This is a genomic window from Pseudomonas guariconensis, from assembly GCF_015680235.1.
In the GTDB taxonomy this organism is placed as follows: domain Bacteria; phylum Pseudomonadota; class Gammaproteobacteria; order Pseudomonadales; family Pseudomonadaceae; genus Aquipseudomonas; species Aquipseudomonas guariconensis_A.
This window is the reverse complement of the sequence record NZ_JADLJL010000013.1, coordinates 46,369-66,194: the sequence shown is the minus strand read 5'-3', so window position 1 is coordinate 66,194 and position 19,826 is coordinate 46,369. Positions and strand designations below refer to the sequence as shown.

17 protein-coding genes are annotated in these 19,826 nt (G+C 65.0%); 11 read left to right on the top strand and 6 right to left on the bottom strand.

The window, feature by feature from the left end; genetic code table 11:
- The first annotated feature begins 242 nt into the window (after positions 1-242).
- From IRZ56_RS11680 to IRZ56_RS11655, 6 genes are all read left to right on the top strand, one after another.
- Positions 243-851 (top strand): YqiA/YcfP family alpha/beta fold hydrolase, encoded by a 609-nt coding sequence (locus tag IRZ56_RS11680; RefSeq protein WP_196145076.1) that lies wholly within the window; start codon positions 243-245, stop codon positions 849-851.
- A 35-nt stretch (positions 852-886) separates the two neighbouring features.
- Positions 887-2,791, top strand: a complete 1,905-nt coding sequence (gene parE, locus IRZ56_RS11675) for a DNA topoisomerase IV subunit B (RefSeq protein WP_196145075.1) — start codon at positions 887-889, stop codon at positions 2,789-2,791.
- Positions 2,788-3,774, top strand: a complete 987-nt coding sequence (locus tag IRZ56_RS11670) for an esterase-like activity of phytase family protein (RefSeq protein ID WP_196145074.1) — start codon at positions 2,788-2,790, stop codon at positions 3,772-3,774. The genes parE and IRZ56_RS11670 overlap by 4 nt, the downstream gene beginning before the upstream one ends.
- The gene (locus IRZ56_RS11665) at positions 3,771-4,289 is read left to right on the top strand and encodes a retropepsin-like aspartic protease family protein (RefSeq protein ID WP_196145073.1); all 519 of its coding nucleotides are present in this window, start codon (positions 3,771-3,773) and stop codon (positions 4,287-4,289) included. The genes IRZ56_RS11670 and IRZ56_RS11665 overlap by 4 nt, the downstream gene beginning before the upstream one ends.
- Before the next feature lie 10 nt (positions 4,290-4,299).
- Positions 4,300-6,558, top strand: coding sequence for a DNA topoisomerase IV subunit A (gene parC, locus IRZ56_RS11660; RefSeq protein ID WP_196145072.1), 2,259 nt, complete (start codon positions 4,300-4,302; stop codon positions 6,556-6,558).
- Positions 6,559-6,733: 175 nt separating this feature from the next.
- Positions 6,734-7,444: a PqiC family protein gene (locus tag IRZ56_RS11655; RefSeq protein ID WP_196145071.1), complete on the top strand. Its 711-nt coding sequence runs from the start codon at positions 6,734-6,736 to the stop codon at positions 7,442-7,444.
- 218 nt (positions 7,445-7,662) lie between these two features.
- Here IRZ56_RS11655 and IRZ56_RS11650 read toward each other — a convergent pair whose 3' ends face one another.
- The gene (locus IRZ56_RS11650) at positions 7,663-9,117 is read right to left on the bottom strand and encodes a histidine kinase (RefSeq protein WP_196145070.1); all 1,455 of its coding nucleotides are present in this window, start codon (positions 9,115-9,117) and stop codon (positions 7,663-7,665) included.
- A gap of 136 nt (positions 9,118-9,253) precedes the next feature.
- Between IRZ56_RS11650 and serB the strand changes: the two genes are divergently transcribed.
- Positions 9,254-10,468 carry a phosphoserine phosphatase SerB gene (gene serB, locus IRZ56_RS11645; RefSeq protein ID WP_196145069.1) on the top strand — a complete coding sequence of 405 codons (1,215 nt, stop codon included), beginning with the start codon at positions 9,254-9,256 and terminating at the stop codon, positions 10,466-10,468.
- An 89-nt stretch (positions 10,469-10,557) separates the two neighbouring features.
- On the opposite strand, the gene asd is transcribed toward serB, so the two are convergent.
- Genes asd through IRZ56_RS11630 form a run of 3 tightly spaced genes read right to left on the bottom strand, consistent with a single transcriptional unit; the run spans position 10,558 to position 13,830 of the window.
- A complete protein-coding gene (gene asd, locus IRZ56_RS11640; RefSeq protein ID WP_196145068.1) occupies positions 10,558-11,421 on the bottom strand; it encodes an archaetidylserine decarboxylase in 864 nt (287 codons plus the stop codon).
- A 17-nt stretch (positions 11,422-11,438) separates the two neighbouring features.
- Positions 11,439-12,248, bottom strand: a complete 810-nt coding sequence (locus IRZ56_RS11635; protein WP_196145067.1) for a rhodanese-like domain-containing protein — start codon at positions 12,246-12,248, stop codon at positions 11,439-11,441.
- Between the two features lie 46 nt (positions 12,249-12,294).
- The gene (locus tag IRZ56_RS11630; protein ID WP_196145066.1) at positions 12,295-13,830 is read right to left on the bottom strand and encodes an HDOD domain-containing protein; all 1,536 of its coding nucleotides are present in this window, start codon (positions 13,828-13,830) and stop codon (positions 12,295-12,297) included.
- A gap of 130 nt (positions 13,831-13,960) precedes the next feature.
- Between IRZ56_RS11630 and motA the strand changes: the two genes are divergently transcribed.
- Both motA and motB read left to right on the top strand, forming a co-directional pair.
- Complete coding sequence (gene motA, locus IRZ56_RS11625) at positions 13,961-14,812, top strand: flagellar motor stator protein MotA (protein WP_196145065.1); 852 nt, start codon at positions 13,961-13,963, stop codon at positions 14,810-14,812.
- 3 nt (positions 14,813-14,815) lie between these two features.
- On the top strand, positions 14,816-15,835 hold the full coding sequence (gene motB, locus IRZ56_RS11620) for a flagellar motor protein MotB (RefSeq protein WP_196145064.1): 1,020 nt from the start codon (positions 14,816-14,818) through the stop codon (positions 15,833-15,835).
- A 180-nt stretch (positions 15,836-16,015) separates the two neighbouring features.
- Here motB and rsgA read toward each other — a convergent pair whose 3' ends face one another.
- Positions 16,016-17,047, bottom strand: coding sequence for a small ribosomal subunit biogenesis GTPase RsgA (gene rsgA, locus IRZ56_RS11615; RefSeq protein ID WP_196145063.1), 1,032 nt, complete (start codon positions 17,045-17,047; stop codon positions 16,016-16,018).
- A 298-nt stretch (positions 17,048-17,345) separates the two neighbouring features.
- On the opposite strand from rsgA, the gene orn reads away from it, so the two are divergent.
- Together orn and IRZ56_RS11605 are read left to right on the top strand one after the other, a co-directional pair.
- Entirely contained in the window at positions 17,346-17,888 is a 543-nt protein-coding gene (gene orn, locus IRZ56_RS11610; protein WP_196145062.1) for an oligoribonuclease, read from the top strand.
- An 82-nt stretch (positions 17,889-17,970) separates the two neighbouring features.
- Complete coding sequence (locus IRZ56_RS11605; RefSeq protein ID WP_196145061.1) at positions 17,971-18,582, top strand: trimeric intracellular cation channel family protein; 612 nt, start codon at positions 17,971-17,973, stop codon at positions 18,580-18,582.
- A 129-nt stretch (positions 18,583-18,711) separates the two neighbouring features.
- Here the strand turns inward: IRZ56_RS11605 and queG are convergent, their stop codons facing one another.
- Positions 18,712-19,785, bottom strand: coding sequence for a tRNA epoxyqueuosine(34) reductase QueG (queG, locus tag IRZ56_RS11600; RefSeq protein WP_196145060.1), 1,074 nt, complete (start codon positions 19,783-19,785; stop codon positions 18,712-18,714).
- Positions 19,786-19,826: the final 41 nt, after the last annotated feature.

Below are 19,826 nucleotides of genomic sequence, written 5' to 3'. Positions count from 1 at the left end.
CAGCGCTAGCTACCTGTTCTTTGCGCGACAGCGCAGCCCAAAGGGTTAAGATATCTCCCACAGGCTTGGCGGTGATTCGTGTGGGAGCGGGCTTGTCCCGCGATGGGGCGCGAAGCGGCCCTTCGGCCGTGACGAATATGTTGCTAAAACCCTTGTGCGGCGCCAAAACCCGGTGAACGCGCTACACTGCGCGTCCCTGCGCCCGCCTCAGCGGGCGCGAAGCCGCAGATTCCGGGAGCAGCATGTCGGGTTCCATCCTTTATATCCATGGCTTCAACAGCTCGCCGCTGTCGAAGAAAGCGCGTCAGCTCGAGGCAGTGATGCAGGCTCTGGGCCTGGCCGAACGCCTGCGCGTGCCGGCCTTGCATCATCACCCGCGTCAGGCCATTGCCCAGCTGGAAGCGGCCATCGCCGAGCTCGATGCCCCTTTGCTGGTGGGAAGCTCGCTCGGTGGCTACTATGCCACCTACCTGGCCGAGCGCCATGGTCTGAAGGCCCTGCTGATCAACCCGGCAGTCGGGCCACACCGGCTGTTCGATGGCTACCTGGGCTCCCAGCGCAACCTGTACACCGACGAGACCTGGGAACTGACCCTGGACCATGTTCAGGCCCTGGCCGAACTCGAAGTACCGCCGCCTCAGGACGCCAGCCGCTACCAGGTATGGTTGCAGACCGCCGACGAAACCCTGGACTATCGTCACGCCGAACGCTATTACCAAGCCTGTGCCTTGCGTATCCAGGCCGGCGGCGACCACAGCTTCCAAGGCTTCGCCGAACGCCTGCCGTCCCTGCTGGCCTTCGCCGGCATCGCCCGCGGGCAGTATGCGACGCTCGATTTTTCTGTATTTTGATCTTTTTGCATTCACCAGACTGACGACGAGACCCCATGGCCAATCCCAGCGCTAGCGCCTATAACGCAGACGCCATCGAAGTCCTCTCGGGCCTTGACCCGGTCCGCAAGCGGCCGGGCATGTACACCGATACCAGCCGGCCGAACCACCTGGCCCAGGAAGTCATCGACAACAGTGTCGACGAAGCCCTGGCTGGCCATGCCCGCTCGGTGCAGGTGATCCTTCATGCCGACCATTCCCTGGAAGTGTGCGACGACGGTCGCGGCATGCCGGTGGACATCCACCCCGAAGAGGGCGTGTCCGGGGTCGAGCTGATCCTCACCAAGCTGCATGCCGGCGGCAAGTTCTCCAACAAGAACTACCAGTTCTCCGGCGGCCTGCATGGCGTCGGTATCTCGGTGGTCAACGCCCTGTCGACCCAGGTCCGTGTGCGGGTCAAGCGCGATGGCAACGAATACCAGATGACCTTCGCCGATGGCTTCAAGGCCAGCGAGCTGGAGGTGGTCGGTACGGTTGGTAAGCGCAACACCGGTACCAGCGTGTACTTCAGCCCCGACCCCAAGTACTTCGACTCGGCCAAGTTCTCCATCAGCCGACTCAAGCATGTGCTCAAGGCCAAGGCCGTGCTCTGCCCAGGCCTGCTGGTCAGCTTCGAGGACAAGGCCAGCGGCGAGAAGGTCGAGTGGCATTACGAAGACGGCCTGCGCTCCTACCTGGTCGACTCGGTCAGCGAGTTCCTGCGCCTGCCCGACGAGCCGTTCTGCGGCAGCCTGGCCGGCAACAAGGAAGCCGTGGACTGGGCCCTGCTGTGGCTGCCGGAAGGCGGCGACAGTGTCCAGGAGAGCTACGTCAACCTGATCCCTACCGCCCAGGGCGGTACCCACGTCAATGGCCTGCGCCAGGGCCTGCTGGATGCGATGCGCGAGTTCTGCGAGTTCCGCAACCTGCTGCCGCGAGGCGTCAAGCTGGCGCCGGAGGATGTGTGGGAACGCATCACCTTCGTGCTGTCGATGAAAATGCAGGAACCGCAATTCTCTGGCCAGACCAAGGAGCGTCTGTCGTCCCGCGAGGCGGCGGCGTTCGTCTCCGGTGTGGTCAAGGATGCCTTCAGCCTGTGGCTCAACGCTCACCCGGAGCTGGGCATGCAACTGGCGGAGCTGGCCATCAGCAACGCCGGCCGGCGCCTGAAGGCGAGCAAGAAGGTCGAGCGCAAGCGCATCACCCAAGGCCCGGCGCTGCCGGGCAAGCTGGCCGATTGCGCGGGGCAGGACCCGATGCGCGCCGAGCTGTTCCTGGTCGAGGGTGACTCGGCCGGCGGCTCGGCCAAGCAGGCACGGGACAAGGAGTACCAGGCCATCCTGCCGCTGCGCGGGAAGATCCTCAACACCTGGGAGGTCGATGGCGGTGAGGTGTTGGCCAGCCAGGAAGTGCACAACATCGCCGTGGCCATCGGTGTCGACCCGGGTGCTGCCGACCTCTCGCAACTGCGTTACGGCAAGATCTGCATCCTGGCCGACGCCGACTCCGACGGGCTGCACATCGCCACCCTGCTGTGCGCACTGTTCGTCCAGCACTTCCGCCCGCTGGTGGAGGCCGGCCACGTTTACGTGGCCATGCCGCCGCTGTACCGCATCGACCTGGGCAAGGAGATCTACTACGCCCTGGACGAAGCCGAGCGCGATGGCATCCTCGACCGCCTGGTCGCCGAGAAGAAGCGTGGCAAGCCGCAGGTCACCCGATTCAAGGGCCTGGGCGAGATGAACCCGCCGCAGCTGCGCGAAACCACTATGGACCCGAATACCCGGCGTCTGGTGCAGCTGACCCTGGACGATGTGCAAGGCACCACCGAGATCATGGACATGCTGCTGGCCAAGAAGCGCGCCGGCGACCGCAAGAGTTGGCTGGAAACCAAGGGTAACCTCGCCGAGGTTCTGGTTTGATCCGCCTGCTGGCTACCGTTTGCCTGGCCTTGTTGGCGCTGCCGAGCCAGGCGGGCAGTTGGCCGGAGCTCAAGCTCGGTGCAGAGTACCCGGTCGAAGGCATGCGCGGCGGCAACCTCTCGGGCCTGGCCTGGTGCCGTGGCGCGTTGTGGACGGTGTCCGACCGCGACGATGACCGCATCTACCGCCTCGACCAGCAGGGCGAAGTATGGCGTGCCCAGCCGCTGACCTTCACCCCGCCGCCGGTGCCGCAGAGCGGCCTGCCGTGGGGGTTGCGCTCGCGTAACTGGGCGGTGTCCTACATTCGCGGCGGTGAGCTGGACTTCGAAGGCATAACGTGCGATCAGGCCGGCAATTTCTACTTGGTCAGCGAAGCCCATGCGGCGGTGCTGCAAGTGCCTGTCGAGGGCGAGCCTGAATGGCTACACATCGACCCGTCCATGGTCCGACAGGCCCGCGCCAGTGGCATGCTGTTGCATTTCAACGCCTTGTTCGAGGGCCTGGCGATCAACCCGGCGGGCAACCGCCTGTGGCTGGCTGCCGAGCGTGAACGGCGCGGCCTGGTCGCCATCGAGCGCCAGCAGTCGGTGTGGAATTGCGGGCGCCGCTGCGTGCTGCTCAGCGAAGCCGGGGTCGAGATGCAGCCGCCGCAGATGCCCGAGCCCCAGGCCATGTCGCGCGACTTCTCCGACCTGGCCTGGTACGAAGGCAAGCTGTTCACCCTCGAGCGCAATGCCTACCGCATCTGCCGTCGCGACACCGACAGCGGCAAGGTCGAGCGCTGCTGGTCGTTCGCTGCCGATGCGCTGGTCGACGAGCGTCGCTACGACCAGCCGTACGGCCTGGCCGAGGCTCTGGTCATCGATGCCTCCGGCGCCTGGATCGGCCTGGACAACAACAGCGGTGACCGCGCCGATGGCGAGAGGCGCCCGATCGTATGGCGGTTCGCAGCCCCTGAGGGCGGCTGGAGCGCCAAGCCGTGAGCCAACCGCCAGGCAAGCGTGCGGGGCGTGTCCTGCTGGTGGTGGCCTGGGCGGGGGCGATGTTCCTCGCCACGCGCTTCTTCGGCCAATGGGAAGAGCGTCAGCAGAACCCCAATACCCAGGTGCAGTCCGAGCACGGCGAAGGCTTCATCGAGGTGCGCCTGCTGAGCAATGGCCAGGGTCATTTCATCGCCGACGGCGCGATCGACGGCCGCAGCGTCCGTTTCATGCTGGACACCGGGGCCACCGATGTGGCAATCCCCGAGTCGTTGGCCCGCGACCTCGACCTGCAGCCCGGCGCGCCGGTGATCCTCAGCACCGCCAACGGCCGCACCCAAGGCTACCGCACGCGTCTGAGCGACCTGCAGCTGGGCGATATCCACCTGCGCGACGTGCGCGCACTGGTGGTTCCCGGCCTCGATGGCGAGCAGGTGCTGCTGGGCATGAGCGCCCTGAAACAACTTGAATTTACCCAGCGTGGCGGTACCTTGCTGCTGCGCCAGAACTTGAAATGACGAGGCCCGCATGAGCGACTCACTGGAACTCAGTCTCGAAGGCGTCGAACGCCGTTCCCTGGCTGACTTCACCGAACAGGCCTACCTCAACTATTCCATGTACGTGATCATGGACCGTGCCTTGCCGCATATCGGCGACGGCCTGAAGCCGGTGCAGCGACGCATCGTCTATGCCATGAGCGAGTTGGGGCTCGATGCCGACGCCAAGCACAAGAAGTCGGCGCGTACCGTCGGCGACGTGCTCGGCAAGTTCCACCCCCACGGCGACTCGGCCTGCTACGAGGCCATGGTGCTGATGGCCCAGCCGTTCAGCTACCGCTATACCCTGGTCGACGGCCAGGGCAACTGGGGTGCGCCGGACGATCCCAAGTCGTTCGCCGCCATGCGTTACACCGAGGCGCGCCTGTCGCGCTATTCCGAGGTGCTGCTCAGCGAGCTGGGCCAGGGCACCGTCGACTGGGTGCCGAACTTCGACGGCACTTTGCAGGAGCCGGCCGTACTGCCGGCGCGCCTGCCGAATATCCTGCTCAATGGCACCACCGGTATCGCGGTGGGCATGGCCACCGACGTGCCGCCGCACAACCTGCGGGAAGTCGCCAGTGCTTGCGTGCGCCTGCTGGATGAGCCCAAGGCCACCATCGAGCAACTGTGCGAGCACATCCAGGGCCCGGACTACCCGACCGAGGCCGAGATCGTCACGCCGCGAGCCGAAATCCTCAAGCTCTACGAGAGCGGCCGCGGCTCGATCCGCATGCGTGCCGTGTACCGGGTCGAGGATGGCGACATCGTTGTCACCGCGCTGCCGCACCAGGTCTCCGGGGCCAAGGTGTTGGAGCAGATCGCCGCGCAAATGCAGGCCAAGAAGCTGCCGATGGTCGCTGACCTGCGCGATGAGTCCGACCACGAGAACCCGTGCCGCATCGTCATCATCCCGCGCTCGAACCGTGTGGATGCCGACGAGCTGATGCAGCACCTGTTCGCCACCACCGACCTTGAAAGCAGCTACCGGGTCAACGTCAACATCATCGGCCTCGATGGGCGCCCACAGCTCAAGAACCTGCGTGCGCTGCTGCAAGAGTGGCTGCAGTTCCGCATCGGCACCGTGCGCCGCCGTCTGCAGCACCGCCTGGACAAGGTCGAGAAACGCCTGCACTTGTTGGAAGGCTTGCTCACCGCCTTCCTCAACCTGGATGAAGTGATCCACATCATCCGCACCGAAGACCACCCCAAGCAGGCGCTGATCGCCCGCTTCGAGCTGACCGAGATCCAGGCCGACTACATCCTCGAGACGCGCCTGCGCCAGTTGGCGCGCCTGGAGGAAATGAAGATTCGCGGCGAGCAGGACGAACTGCTCAAGGAACAGGCCAAGCTGCTGGCCCTGTTGGGCAGCGACGCCAAGCTGCGCAAGCTGGTACGCAGCGAGCTGATCAAGGATGCCGAGACCTACGGCGACGACCGCCGTTCGCCGATCGTCGAGCGTGCCGAGGCCAAGGCCTTGTCGGAAAACGAGCTGATGCCGACCGAGCCGGTCACCGTCGTCTTGTCGGAAAAGGGCTGGGTACGCTGTGCCAAGGGTCACGATATCGATGCCACCGGGCTTTCCTACAAAGCCGGGGATGGCTTCAAAGGCGCTGCCGTCGGTCGCTCCAACCAGTTTGCCGTGTTCATCGACTCCACCGGGCGCAGCTACTCGCTGGCCGCCCACAGCCTGCCATCGGCGCGGGGCCAGGGCGAACCATTGACCGGTCGATTGGCGCCGCCGCCAGGGGCGACCTTCGACTGCGTGCTGCTGCCCGAAGATGACGCGCTCTATGTGGTGGCGTCGGATGCCGGCTATGGTTTCGTGGTCAAGGGCGAGGACCTGCAGGCCAAGAACAAGGCCGGCAAGGGCCTGCTCAGCTTGCCCAACGGCGCCAAGGTAATGACGCCACGGCCGGTCGCCGACCGTGAGCAAGACTGGTTGGCAGCCGTGACCACCGAGGGTCGCTTGTTGATCTTCAAGGTCAGCGACCTGCCGCAGCTGGGCAAGGGCAAGGGCAACAAGATCATCGGCGTACCCGGGGACCGGGTCGCCAACCGGGAAGAATACGTCACCGATCTTGCCGTCGTGGGTGAGGGCGCGACGCTTGTATTGCAGGCTGGCAAGCGTACTCTGTCTCTCAAGCCCGATGACCTTGAGCACTATAAAGGTGAGCGGGGCCGGCGCGGCAGCAAGCTGCCACGCGGCTTCCAGCGGGTCGATGGCATGGCGGTGGAACGCCCCGAGTGAACCGGCTGTCTGTCTGGAGCGGCAATTTCAGCGTCATTCCAGGCAGAAATGCTGGAGTCGGACGGTTATTTCGCGGATGATAGTGCCCTTGCGGCGCCAGCGTGGCTGTGTGCCTGCAAGAATCTACATGAGTATCACTGCGGTTTGCCTCGGGGCGACCGCTTGGATGGGATGAATGAAATTTCTGCGCCTTCCATTTGCGCTGTTGATGACGGGTCTGCTGGGACTGAGCGGATGCAGCATGCATCAGCCGGTGGCCTTGTATCAGCTGGACAGTGGTGACCCAGGCCAGCCCTCGCAGAGTGCCGGCATGGCCGTCGTACTCGGCCCGGTATCGGTAGCCGATTACCTTCAGCGTGAAACCTTCCTGCAGCGTCAGCCTGACGGCAGCCTGACATCGGCGACCGACGGTCGTTGGGCGGGCAGCCTTTCGGCGGACATCGACCAACTGCTGGTGCGCCAGCTCGCCTGGCGCCTGGACAGCCAGCGCGTCGTCCTGGCACCGGCCACCGCCGGCTTCTCGCCGGACGTGCAGGTGTTGCTGTCGATCACCCGCCTGGACTCCGGCCGCAACCAGCCGGCGATCCTGGACGCCCAATGGCGCCTGCTCGATCGCCGCGGCAAGGTGCGGGACAACCGCATCGTGCACCTGGAGCAACCGCACGAGGGCTCCGAGTCGTCACAGGTGCAGGCCCAGGGGCAACTGCTGCAGAAACTGGCCGAGCAGCTCAGCACAGCGCTCAAGCCGCTGGCCAACCAGCCGGCCATCGCCGAGGAAGCGCCACCAAAGAAGTCCGCACCGACCCAGGTCAAGAAAGGGCCAGAGAAGCCGAAGATCCCCATGGCTTCGCCCATTCGGACCGACATGGAGGTCTACCGGTTCTGACCGGACACAAAAAAAGCCCGCAGCGATGCGGGCTTTTTTTTGGCTTATACAGGCCCCCTGTAGGAGCGGCCTTGCGCCGCGATCGGGCGCGAAGCGGCCGTAAACCAGGCGCCTCGTTGGCATAGGTACATTGAATTCACAGGTTTTGGGGCCGCTTTGCGGCCCATCGCGGCGCAAGGCCGCTCCTACAGGAGGGGCCGCGCTGGCGGATGTTCCTGTCAGGCCCGGCGTTCGTGCATCCGTGCCAGCTGGCGTTCGAGCATGGAGGGATAGGGCTCCATCAGGCGCTCGACGCAGCAGGCGCCTTCGGGGCTGGCGATCGGGCGGATGCGGGCACGCTGGCGGATCAGGGTGTCGTCGCTGATCTTGCGTTCCACCAGCAGCAGGTTGCGGCTGTGTTGGGAGAGCGCCAGGGCGTCCTGGGCCTTTTCCGCCATCAGCAGGTCGACCTGCTCCAGGCCTTGCAGGTCGTCACCCAGGGTCAGGCCCAGTTGCAGCTGCAGGGTGATGCCGCTGTCGGCCACCTCGATCTGCAGGGCATGGCCCAGGGCGCGCAGCAGCTCGCCGCAGCAGATGGCGTTGGTCAGGTAGTCTTCGCCACAGTTGCGGCTATGGAACAGCAACAGCGTGCTGCCATCCTTGAGCGTGTGGGTTTCGCCTTCGTACAGCGAAGCCGCCTGCTCCAGGCAGTCGCGGTAGCGCTCCAGCAGTTCGGTCAGGCGGGTGCGTGGCAGGCGGCGCAGTTGCTCCTGGGAGCCCAGTTGCACAGCCAGCACGGCGCTGTACTGCGGTTCGTCCGACTCGACCGCCGCCGCTTTGGCCGGGCTCTGCTCGGTGTCGATCAGGTCGGCGAAGGCATCGTCGTCTTCGTCATCGGTGGTCGTGGCCTTGGCTTTCGCCAGCGGCTTGGGCGCGGCGGCGTGCTCATCCACCTCGTCCACATCGAAATCGTCCTCTTCCACTTCCTCAGGCTCCGGCGGCGGCGGGGCGAGGCGGTTGTGCAACTGGCGGGCCAGATCGCCGATTTCGTCGTGGCGGTCGGTGCCAGGGGTGTAGTGGTGCGGGTCGCGCAGCCACACACGCAGCTGCAGCAGCGGCGTGGAAATGTGGCGCCCCAGGCGCAGGCTCAGGGCCAACGCCAAGGCCAGCAGGATTGCACCCAGGATGCCCATGCTCTGCAGGCTGATGGTCATCGGCTGGCGGAACTGGGTCATGTCCAGGCTGATGCGCAACTGCCCGGCGGTCACGTCCTGGAAAGTGATCTTGGTCTGGTAGAGCCCTTCGGCCTCGCCCAGCAGGCTGTTCTTCGGCCGCTGGCCGGCCTCGGCGAGGATGCGGTTGTCCACGCTGTAGATTGCCGCATGGGCCACCAGCGGGTTCTTCACCAGGTTGCCCAGCAGCACGTTGAGGCTGAGGATGTCGTTGGACACCAGCAGCTCGGTCGCCGAAGTGGCGGTCTGGATGGTCAGGCTCTGGCCGAGGGCGTCTGCCTGTTCGTGCATGGCCTGCCGGAACTGCAGGCCCATGACGCAGGCATAGATCACCAGCGCCAGGGCCACCAGGAATATATTGGTGCTGGCGATGCGCAGGGCCAGGGGAACGCGACGCTGGCTGAGGGCTCGGAAGATCATCACGAAGAAATTATCAGGTTTGACGGGCGTGGGCCGGTTCACAGAGCGCGGCTCTTTATGGCGAAAAAGGTGTTGCGCAGTATAGCGAGCCGTGTTTTGTCGGCAAAGTATCGATGGTGCCCGATCATCACGGAAAATCGGTAGAATGCGCATTTTTCATCGAAGTCGGAGCCCGGTCTTGCGCGAAATCGTCCTGATCAACATCACTGGTGAAGACCGTCCAGGTCTTACCGCGGCCCTTACCGGCGTCCTGGTCCAGGGCGGTGTGAACATTCTCGACATCGGCCTGGCAGTGATGCACGGTACCTTGTCTTTCGGCATCCTGGTCGACATTCCGGACAACGAAGTGGCCACCAACCTGCTGCAGAGCGTGCAGGCCAAGGCCCACGAGCTGAACCTGCAGGCCCGCTACACGCCGATCTCCGAGGCCGACTACCAACATTGGGCCGACAGCCAGGGCGAGGCGCGCCATATCGTCACCCTGCTCAGCCGCAAGGTGACGCCCGAGCAGCTGCAGCGGGTGAGCGCGGTGATCAGCCAGTACGGCCTGACCATCGAGCGCATCGAGCGCCTGTCCTCGCGTGTGGCGCTGGATGCTCCGGTCGAGAAGAGCAAGGCCAGCCTCGAGATTTCCGTGCGTGGCGAACCGAGCGACGCCCAGGCCCTGCGCGCCGACTTCTTCGCCTTGGCCGAGGCGCTGGACATCGACATCGCTTTCCAGAAAGACGACCTGTTCCGCCGCAATCGCCGCCTGGCGGTATTCGACATGGATTCGACGCTGATCGAGGCCGAGGTGATCGATGAGCTGGCCAAGGCTGCCGGGGTGGGCGAGCAGGTGGCAGCGATCACCGAGCGCGCCATGCGTGGCGAGCTGGATTTCCGTGCCAGCTTCAAGGAGCGCATGGCCCTGCTCAAGGGGTTGGACGTTGGTGTGCTGGACGAGATCGGCGCTTCCCTGCGCCTGACCGAGGGGGCCGAGCACCTGTTCGCCGAACTCAAGCGCCTGGGCTACAAGACGGCCATCCTCTCCGGTGGTTTCTCTTATTTCGCCAAGCAGGTGCAGGCGCGCCTGGGCATCGACTATGTATTCGCCAACGAGCTGGAAGTGGTCGACGGCAAGGTGACCGGCGTTGCGGTCGAGCCGATCGTCGATGCCCAACGCAAGGCCGAGCTGCTGCAGCAGTTGGCTGGCGAAGAGGGCTTGCAGCTGGAGCAGACCATCGCCGTGGGCGATGGCGCCAACGACCTGCCGATGCTGTCCCTGGCCGGCCTGGGCGTGGCGTTCCGTGCCAAGCCGCTGGTGCGCCAGTCGGCCAAGCAGGCGATTTCGACCCTGGGGCTGGACGGTGTGCTGTATCTGCTGGGCATGCGCGATCGCGACGCCCGTAGCTGAAGGTTCGGCGGGAGGACTTCGGCGATTTGAAATCGAGCGCCGCGCGCGGCGCTCGATTTCACGGGCGCCGAAACCCTCGCACCAAGCACTTAGCCCTGGGCAGGCTGCGCCAGCAACTCACCCATGCGCACCGCCGAACCTGCGCCCAGGCTCTCGGCCCACTTCACCTGCTCGGGCCCGAACAGGACGATGGCAGTCGATCCCAGCTTGAAGCGGCCCAGTTCCGCGCCTTTTTCCAGGTGGATCGGTGCACGGCTGCCTTCGTCGTAGCGGAAGGTCTTCACTTCACGCTTGGGTGGTGTGACCAGGCCGGCCCACACCGTTTCGATCGACGCGACGATCATCGCCCCGACCAGCACCACAGCCATCGGCCCGCGTTCGGTATCGAACAGGCACACCACCCGCTCGTTACGAGCGAACAGCTCGGGCACGTTCTCGGCGGTGGTCTGGTTGACCGAGAACAACCGCCCCGGCACATAGACCATTTCGCGCAGGGTACCGGCCAGCGGCATGTGCACGCGGTGGTAGTCCTTGGGCGACAGGTAGATGGTAGCGAACTCCCCGCCCATGAACGGCGCAGCCATCAGCGGGTCGCCGCCCAGCAGCTCCAGGGCGCTGAAGCTGTGGCCCTTGGCCTGGAAGATGCGGCCATGCTCGATCGGGCCGAGCTGGCTGACTGCACCGTCGGCCGGGCAGAGGATGGCCCCCGGGGTTTCGTCCAGCGGGCGTGCGCCTGGCTTGAGGGCGCGAGTGAAGAAGGCGTTGAAGTGCTCGTAGGCGGTCAGGTCCTCGACCAGCGCCTCGGACATGTTCACCTGGTAGCGCTTGGCGAACCAGGCGGTGAAGGCATTCTTGAACCAGCGCGCGCGGCATTCGGCGACGCAGCCGGCCAGCCGCGACAGCAGGTGGTGCGGCAGCAGGTACTGGCTGATGATGAACAAGCGGGATTTCATTGGGTTTCCTTGGAAATTCAAACTTCTACAGGCGTGTCCGGGTGGTTGCCCCATTCGCCCCAGGAGCCGGCGTAGGCCTTGACCCGCGGGTAGCCCAGGGCCTTGGCCACCAGGTAGGTGAAGCCGGAACGGTGGTGGGTCTGGCAGTGGGTGATCACTTCCTTGTCCGGGGTGATGCCCAATTGCTGGAGGATCTCTGGCATGTCCTGGCGGATGCGTAGGTGGTCGTTCAGATCCATGCCGGCGGTCCACTCGAAGTTGACCGCGCCAGGGATATGCCCACCCTTGGCCGCCAGCACCTTCTCGCCGCGGTACTCGCCTGGGCTGCGGGCGTCCCAGATGGCCAGGTCGGCAGCGCCCAGGCGGCTTTGCACGTATTCGCGGGTGGCGGTGGGCTCCGGGTGCACTTGCAGGCTGACCGGGCCGCCGACGTTGGCGGGTACATCGGTGGAGAGCTTGTCTGCCGGCCAGGCCTGGATGCCACCGTTGAGGTAGTGGTAGCCCTTGTGCCCGATGACATCGAGCAGCCAGATGAAGCGCCCGGCCCAGCCACCGCCCTCATCGTCGTACACCACGTAGACCGCATCGTCGCGGTGGCCGAGCTCGCCGAAGAGCTTTTCCAGATCGGCGCGGGCCGGCAGCAGGCCTGGCGCGGGGGGCTGGCCCAGCTGGGTGCGCTTGGGGTCGACGAAACGCGCTCCGGGGACGTGCCCACTGCCATAGCGGTTGGCGCTGGTCAGGTCGACCAGGATCAGCTGTGGCGAACCCAGGCGCGGCAGCAGGTCGGCCGGTTCGATCACCAGGGGCAAGCCGGAAAAGTCAGTCATCCACGGTCTCCAGGGTGGAATTGAGTGAGCGATTGTAGCGCAAGGCTCAGGCGTTGCGGTTGGCAAAGGCGGCCAGGGCGCGCTCGGTGCATTGCGCGGTCTTGCCGAAGGCTTGCACGCTGACGTCGGCAAGGGGTTTGCCGCCCTGGTCGGCGATCACCAGCATCACCACTTGGCCATTGACCGCCAGCGAACGCAACAGCACATGCTCGCTGCCGATAGCCGCCCACAGCGGGGCTGGCAGCAAGGCCGAGAACCGGGCGTGGTTGTCTGGAGTCAGGCGCAGTTGCGCCGTCTGGGTCATCAGGCGCTGCAGCAACTTGCTGCCCGCCAGTGGCAGCACCAGGGCTGCGGCTTCCTTCGGCAGGCCGGCGGTCTGTTGCACGCGCAGGGATTCGGTGCCTTTGTCCAGGGTCAGCAGGATCACCCGTTGCATGCCGCAGGCCAGCAGGGCGTCGCGGGCCAGGGTGCTCAGGTGCAGGCTTGTGCCGAACGGGCTGGGCTGGGCCAGCAGTTCGCCACAGAGCGTGCGCCAATGCGCCAGGTCCTGGCTGGTGGGCGGTGGCGGCTCGAGCATGTCCGGGTGCGGCCGGCGTTGCTGCCAGGGCCAGATCAGCGCCTCGGCAGGGTGGAACAGGGCATGACGGGCATGGTGGCGGGCGCTGGCGGCGGCTTGCTGGTGGACCTGTTGTTGCACATCGTCGAGTGATGTCTGCAGGTACAGGGCGGTCAGCAGTTGCCAGCGCAGCAGGTGCGGGTTGTCCCAGCCCACCTGGGCGGCCAGCGCCAGGCCGTTGGCCAGCAGCACGGTATTGGCCGGCTGGTTGAACCAGCGGCGTAATCCGGGTTCGTCGTCCAGGCGTTGCTGCTGGGTGAGGCTGTCCTGCTCACGGGCGATAGCCAGCACCTGGGCCAGTTGCTCGCGTTCGTCGAGCAGCAGGCGATAGCCCTGGGTCACCCATTCCGGCAGGCGCCAGTGTTCGGCAACGGCCTGGCACAGCTGCATGATGCGCACGCCGAACAGTGCGTGCTCGACTTCGGCGGCGTCCTCACTTTTGTGGATGACCCGCAGCTCCCAGGTATCGAGCAGCTTGGGAAAGGCCTGGGCCATGGGCCACAGCGGCGACAGGAACAGCAGGCTGCCCCAGTGGATCTCCTGCCACAGCCGCGCCAGGCGGCTGGCGAACAGGCCGCTGGCCTGTTGCGCGGCGTGCTGGCTGATCAGCAGGAACTGGCGCAGTACCGGGGGGATGTCCTGGCCCGGCACCGCGGGCAGGCGTGCCAGCAGGCTGGCGCTGCGCGCCAGGCCCAGACGGTTGAGGGCGATTTCCAGGCTTTCGGCGGGCTCGGCCTGGCTGGCGTTGGCCGGGTGGTTGGCTTCGCGCATCACCGACAGCACCAAGGCGGGGCTGTCTTGCATCAGTTCGGCGATGTCCCGCAACGAGCGGCGGCTGTCGTTGATGGCCGACAACACCCGGTCATGGCTCTCCTTGGGCACCGGTAGGCGAATGCCGTCGAGCAGCTTAACCCAGGCATCGAGCGTACGCGGAATCTGGCTTTGCACCTTAGCGTCCATTGGCATTTTGACATCAGTCCAAACTGGCTTTTCGTTATTTGTGGCTATAGTCTGGCGCAGTTCTGCCGATAAGTAGAAGAAGAGTTTCAAAGCTCCCGTCCTTCATCCCGACCACGACAGCAAGTGCCCTAAACCTATGGCTAAAATTATCGGCATCATCGTCGTATTCGCGAGCGTGCTCGGCGGATACGTACTTTCCCACGGCAAGATCGCGGCATTGATCCAGCCGTTCGAAGTGCTGATCATCGGCGGTGCGGCCTTCGGGGCGTTCCTTCAGGCCAACCCCGGTCACATGACCATGCATGTGATCAAGAAGTCGCTGAAGATGTTCGGCACCCGTTTCACCCACACCTTCTACCTGGAGGTGCTGGGCCTGGTCTACGAGATCCTCAACAAGAGCCGTCGCGAAGGCATGATGGCCATCGAGGGCGACATCGAAGAGCCTGCAGCCAGCCCGATCTTCGCCAAGTACCCAGCCGTGCTGGGCGACGAGCGCATGACGGCGTTCATCTGCGACTACCTGCGCATCATGTCCACCGGCAACATGGCGCCCCATGAGCTCGAAGGGCTGTTCGACATGGAGCTGCTGAACATGAAGGAAGAGCTCGAGCACCCTTCCCATGCGGTGACCGGCATTGCCGACGGTATGCCAGGGTTCGGTATCGTTGCGGCGGTACTGGGGATCGTGGTCACGATGGCTTCGCTGGGCGACGGTGACCAGAAATCCATCGGCCTGCACGTAGGTGCGGCACTGGTGGGGACCTTCTTCGGTATTCTCGCTGCCTATGGTTTCTTCGGCCCGCTGGCCAATGCCCTGCGTCATGATGCCAAGGAAGAGCTCAATGTGTACGAAGCCATCAAGGCTTCGTTGGTGGCCTCAGCTTCCGGTATGCCGCCATCGCTGGCGGTGGAATTTGGTCGCAAGGTGTTGTACCCCAAGCACCGCCCCAGCTTCGCCGAGCTGGAACAAGCGGTCCGCGGTCGCTAAGCCATGGAAAACAACCAGCCCATCATCGTCAAGCGCGTCAAACGCTTTGGCGACGGCCACCATGGCGGTGCCTGGAAGATCGCCTTCGCCGACTTCGCCACGGCGATGATGGCGTTCTTCCTGGTGCTCTGGCTGCTGTCCACGGCAACGCCCGAGCAGAAGATCGCCATCGCCGGCTACTTCAAGGACCCGATCGGCTTCTCAGAGAGCGGCACACCCTACGTCATCGACCTGGGCGGCTCGCCGCAGCTGGCGCCGGAGAAGACCATCAACCCCGAGGAAAAGTCCGAGCCGACGCCGAACACCAGCATCCAGCTGGACAAGGACCAAGTCGAGACTTTGGCCGACCAGGTCGAGCGGGAGCGCCTGGAGCTGTTGCTGCAGGAACTGCAGAACAAGGTCGAGGAAAACCCCCAGCTGCAGAAGTTCAAGGACCAGATCCTGTTCGAGATCACCCAGGACGGCCTGCGTATCCAGATCATGGATGCCGAGAACCGGCCGATGTTCGACCTGGGCAGCGCGCGCCTGCAGCCTTATTTCGAAGACATCCTGTTGGCCATGGCCGACACCATCAAGGCAGTACCGAACAAGATCAGCATCAGTGGCCATACCGATGCCAAGCCTTACGCCGGTACCGGCGAGTTCGGCAACTGGGAGCTGTCCGCCAGCCGCGCTAACGCAGCGCGCCGGGCGTTGGTGGCCGGCGGGTACCCGGACGACCAGGTGGCGCGGGTGGTCGGTTATGCCTCGTCGTCGCTGTTCGACCGCAAGGACCCGTTCAACCCGGTCAACCGCCGCATCGATATCATCGTCCTGACCAAGAAGGCACAGCGTGACATCGAGGGCGAGCAGAGCGCGCCCCCGGCGCCGACACCCGCCGAGCCGGCCCCGCCGGGCGCCGCGGCACCGGCAGCGCCTGCCGAGGGCGACAGTGCCCAGGCGCCGATGCAGCCGCGGGAGCTGCGCCAGAAGCTGAACATCTTCGAGGATGGCGTGCTGAAGATGGACGACGCCCAGGAGTGATGTCCGTGGCGGCCCATCGCGGGCAAGCCCGCTCCCACAGAGACAGCACTGGCCGCTTGTTCTCTGTGCGACAGCGCAGCCAAAAGGGCTGGGTTATCTCCCACAAGGCCCCGGATGGCCGCGCAACACCTTGAGCTGCCTTGCGCCGCGATGGGCCGCAAAGCGGCCCCGTTCACTGGATCAATAGCTGTCCTGCGGCAAGCTGGCGATGATCGAGCGGTAGCTGTTCATCCGCTGTGGCGTGACGCGCCCGTCTTCCAAGGCCTGGAGCAAGGCACACCCAGGCTCCCGGGCATGCTTGCAATCGCGGAAGCGGCAGTGGCCGATCAGGTCGCGAAACTCGATGAACCCGGCTTCGACGTCATCACGGCTGACATGGCCCAGGCCGAATTCGCGGATGCCCGGCGAGTCGATCAGGTCGCCGCCATTGGGGAAGTGATAGAGGCGCGCGGTGGTGGTGGTGTGCGTGCCCTGGCCGGACCACTCGGACAGGTCGCCTACGCGAGTCTGTACCTCGGGCAGCAGGCTGTTGACCAGCGACGACTTGCCCACGCCCGACTGGCCGACGAACACGCTGATATGCGTATCGAGCATCTGCTGAAGGCGTTGCATGCCATCGCCTTGGTGGGCCGAAACCTCCAGCAGTGGGTAGCCGAGGTCGCGGTACACCGCCAGCAGGGCCTCGATGGTCGGGCCGTTGTGCTCGTTGATCAGGTCGGCCTTGTTCAACAGCAGCAACGGGCGGATGCCCGCGTGCTCGGCGGCCACCAGGTAGCGGTCGATCAGGTTGGCCTGGGGCTCGGGCGCCGGGGCGAAGACGATGACGATCAAATCGACGTTGGCCGCCACTGGCTTGAGCTGGCCATGGTTGTTCGGGCGGCACAGCTCGGCGGTGCGTGGCATCTGCGCGACGATCACGCCGTTGCCTTGGTTGCCAGCACGCCACACCACGCGGTCACCGGTGACCAGTGCCGGCAGGTTGGCCCGCAAATGGCACCGGAACACCTGGCCCGCCGCTTCGCCATCCTGGGCCTCGACCTCCACCTGCACGCCGAAATGGGCGATCACCAACCCCAGCTGTTCAGGGCCAAGGTCGCCACCCTCCAGTTCCTGCAGGGCATGTTGTTCGCGTTTGGCGGCGCGAGCGGCGCGCTCGCCCTGGATTTTTTCGATGCGCCAGTTCTGGCGGCGGTTGAGCTGGCGTTTGGCCATGAATGTTCCGTATCGGCGGGGCAGGAAGAAAACGGCTGGCAGTTTAGCACGGCCCGGCTCGGACACTTCGGCTGGCGTTTGCGGCACGAAGGCCCGCGCCTAGTGTCCTGTCTCGGAAATAAGCTGTTCACTTTGGGCGGCGTCTTGGGCGCTCGGCCGGCGTTGCCACTCCTCGCCATAGCCCTGCTATGACTCGTCGCGGCGCCTTGGCCGAACACCCAAGCCACTCGCCAAAAGAGAACGTATTTCCGAGACAGGACACTAGGCTAATATGACGGCCTATTCGAGGAGTCCCTTCATGCAGAACCCACAGAACCTGATCTGGATCGATCTGGAAATGACCGGCCTGGATCCGGACAACGACGTCATCATCGAGATGGCGACCATCGTCACCGACAGTGAGCTGAACACCCTGGCCGAGGGCCCGGTTATCGCCATCCACCACAGCGACGAAGTGCTGGCGCGCATGGACGAGTGGAACACCCGCACCCACGGCGCCTCGGGCCTGACCCAGCGCGTGCGCGAGAGCCGCATCGACATGGCCGAAGCCGAGGCGCAGACCCTGGCCTTCCTCGAGCAGTGGGTACCCAAGGGCAAGTCGCCGATCTGCGGCAACAGCATCTGCCAGGACCGCCGTTTCCTCTATCGGCACATGCCCCGCCTCGAAGGCTTCTTCCACTACCGCAACTTGGACGTTTCCACCCTCAAGGAACTGGCCGCGCGTTGGGCGCCGCACGTGCGCGACAGCTTCAAGAAGGGTGGTACCCACCTGGCCCTGGACGATATCCGTGAGTCGATCGCTGAGCTGCGCCACTACCGCGAGCACTTCATCAAGGCGTAGGCCCAGGTTGGCGCTCGAGGTACATGGCTAGAAGCCTTGGGAGTGGGTAGACTGCGCGCCTTTTTCCGCACGGACACGCACCATGTTGTTGATGCTCTACCTTGTCGCCATCACGGCTGAAGCCATGACCGGTGCGCTCTCTGCGGGGCGTCGTGGCATGGACTGGTTCGGCGTTGTGCTGATCGCCTGCGTCACCGCCCTGGGCGGCGGGTCGGTGCGTGACGTGCTGCTGGGGCATTACCCGCTGACCTGGGTGAAGCACCCCGAGTACCTGGTGCTGACCAGCTTCGCGGCGCTGCTGACCATCTTCATCGCGCCGCTGATGCGCCATCTGCGTTCGTTGTTCCTGGTGCTCGACGCCCTGGGGCTGGTGGCCTTCACCCTGATCGGCTGCATGACGGCCCTGGAGATGGGGCAGGGTATGCTGGTGGCGTCGATCAGTGGGGTGATCACCGGAGTATTCGGCGGCATTCTGCGGGATATCTTCTGCAACGATATTCCCCTGGTGTTCCGCCGCGAGCTGTATGCCAGCGTGTCGTTCGCCGCGGCCTGGTTCTACCTGGGGTGCGTGTACTTCAAGGTACCGGCCGAGCAGGCCACGCTGTTGACCTTGTTCGGCGGGTTCCTGGTGCGCCTGCTGGCGATCCGCTTCCATTGGGAAATGCCCAAGTTCCACTACAACGACCAGCAATGAGTACGGCCTTCGGGCCCTATCGCCGGCAAGCCGGCTCCCACAGGGGGGGGCGGCGGTCCCACAAGACCTGCAAAATCAAATAGTTGTGCGGTGTTCTATGGGAGCCGGCTTGCCGGCGATTGGGGCGGCTCAGCTACGCGGGTGTTTTTCATGCTGCGCCAACGCCCACTCCACATGTTCGCGTACCAGCTCCGACGGGTGCTCGCGCCGCGCGCGCAAGGCTTCCACCACGGGGATGCTGGTCGGCGCATTCCCAAGCCCTACCGCCAGGTTGCGCAGCCAGCGCTCATAGCCGGCGCGGCGTAGGGGCGAGCCTTCCGTGCGGTTCAGGAAGGTGGCTTCATCCCACAGAAACAGCTCGGCCAGCTCGGCGTTGTCCAGGCCATGGCGCGGCTTGAAGTCGTTTTCCTGGGTGGGCCGGGCGAAGCGGTTCCAGGGGCAGACGATCTGGCAATCGTCGCAACCGAACACCCGGTTGCCGATCATCGGGCGCAACTCCACCGGGATCGCTTGCTTGAGCTCGATGGTGAGGTAGGAAATGCAGCGCCGGGCGTCGAGTACATAAGGCCCAACGAAGGCCTGGGTCGGGCAGATATCCAGGCATGCCTGGCAGCGCCCGCAATGCTCGGTCACCTGGGCCTCGTCGACCGGCAGCGGCAGGTCGACGAACAGCTCGGCGAGGAAGAAATAGCTGCCCGCCTTGCGGTTGAGCAGCAGGGTGTTCTTGCCGATCCAGCCCAGGCCGGCCTGCTCGGCGATGGCTTTTTCCAGCACCGGGGCGCTGTCGACGAAGGCACGAAAGCCAAAGGGGCCGATCGCCTGCTGGATGCGTTCGGCCAGGTGCTGCACGCGCTTGCGCACCAGCTTGTGGTAGTCGCGGCCCAAGGCGTAGCGGGAGATATAGGCTTTTTCAGGCTGCGCCAGCCGTTGGGCCATGAGGGTGTCGCCGGGCAGGTAGTCCATGCGCAGCGATATCACCCGCAAGGTGCCGGGTATCAGCTCGTCGGGGTGGGCGCGCTTGCTGCCATGGGCGGCCATGTAGTCCATCTCGCCCTGGTAGCCGGCCGCAAGCCAGCGTTGCAGGTGCTGCTCGTGCTCGCCAAGCGCCACGCCGGCGATGCCGACGTGGGCGAATCCGAGTTCGCGGCCCCAATCCTTGATCGATCGGGCCAGCGTGGGAAGGTCAGGAAGGCAAGCGGACATGGATGGACAAGGCAATACAGGCAGAGGTGCGTATAATTCTG